The sequence below is a fragment of the Bacillus sp. JST-5 genome (assembly GCF_057747715.1).
This window is the reverse complement of sequence record NZ_JBYLHW010000149.1, coordinates 1-1,396: the sequence shown is the minus strand read 5'-3', so window position 1 is coordinate 1,396 and position 1,396 is coordinate 1. Positions and strand designations below refer to the sequence as shown.

At 31.6% G+C, this 1,396-nt stretch carries 1 protein-coding gene and 1 pseudogene; both read left to right on the top strand.

Annotation, left to right across the window (positions count from 1 at the left end):
• The first annotated feature begins 499 nt into the window (after nt 1–499).
• Nucleotides 500–985 carry an NUDIX hydrolase gene (locus AC3ASS_RS14270; RefSeq protein WP_488284157.1) on the top strand — a complete coding sequence of 162 codons (486 nt, stop codon included), beginning with the start codon at nt 500–502 and terminating at the stop codon, nt 983–985.
• Between the two features lie 80 nt (nt 986–1,065).
• A pseudogene (locus AC3ASS_RS14265) lies at nt 1,066–1,396 on the top strand (class I SAM-dependent methyltransferase); the annotation flags it as partial.

Here is a 1,396-nt window from a genome sequence, read left to right as displayed (position 1 = left end):
GACCACCGGTATCTTTATGTAAATTTTAGTGAAGATAAGAAATTCACGAAAGTCCAAAAATGTTGATGCATCAACTTTTTTGGACTTTTTTCATTTTACAGGGATACGATAGAAAACGATAATAAACGATAAAGTTTTACACAAATTTTACACATGAGCTGATGATTTTAAACAAATTTTTACACAAGAAAATTTGCCAAAAATGCTTATATTATGCGGGTTGATTAATAGGCAATATAAAAATTGCATGATTTTTTTTTATCAGTTATTGAGTTGATATTTTCTTCATAAATGGGAAAGATAAATCCATTCTTTCAGTATGACTAAATGATTCAAATCATGATTGTTACTCTGGCTGTTTTGGGCTCTTTAGTACAGAATTTAGAAACTTATGATACACTTGGGTTAAATAAATTAGCTGAATAAATACTGGTGCTTATTCAACTAATGGGGCAGTTTTGTTGAAGAAGTAAAACGCCATTAGGAGGATAAACTCAAAATGTCTAATACGAGGTATCATAGAGCTTTTGGAGTTTACGGGATTTATGTAGAAGATGGAAAACTCTTAGTTATAAATAAAAAAGATGGTCCTTATATAAATCGTTTTGACTTACCCGGGGGAAGTTTAAAAGAAGGTGAAACTTTATCAGAGGCAATAAAAAGAGAATTCCTTGAAGAAACTGGTCTTGAAATTGAAATTGAAGAGAATATTGGGGCTATAGACTTTAAACTACCTTGGTTATGGAATGAGTTTACTGATGTTCATCATATTGCTGTTTATTATTTAGTAAAAAAAGTTGGCGGGAAAATAAAAATACCAGATCAATTTGAAGGACAAGACTCATTGGGAGCAGTGTGGGTAACCGAAAACGCTGTCTCTTTGGAAAATTCTTCACCTTTGGTCTTAAAAGCGTTTAAATGGTTAAAGACAAAGAATTTAGGTATAGATGCTGATATATATAAAGATTGGAAAGTCTTAAAATAAATAGTTTATCATACTGTTATGGGTCAGTAAGTTGAAGTAGACATTATTACTAATATAACTTCTAAAAAGAGGAAGTTATAATCCTTTTATATTCTGTATTTCAATTTGCGTCATTTGGTGGGAATTATCAGTCCAAAATTCATGACTTAATAGTTAGTAAAGTAGAGTGGGATGGAAATGGAAGAGTACTTGATATCGGAACAGGAAGTGGATCGTTAATAATAAAGTTGGCAAAGGCTTTTCCTAATTCTAAATTAACTGGGATTGATTATTGGGGAGGTAATTGGGAATATTCGAAAGTAAAGTGCCAACATAATGCGAGAATTGAAGGGGTCTTTGATAGAATTGATTTTCTCAAGGCAAGTGCTTCCAATCTCCCTTTTAAAGATGAAGACTTTGATCTTGTCGTAA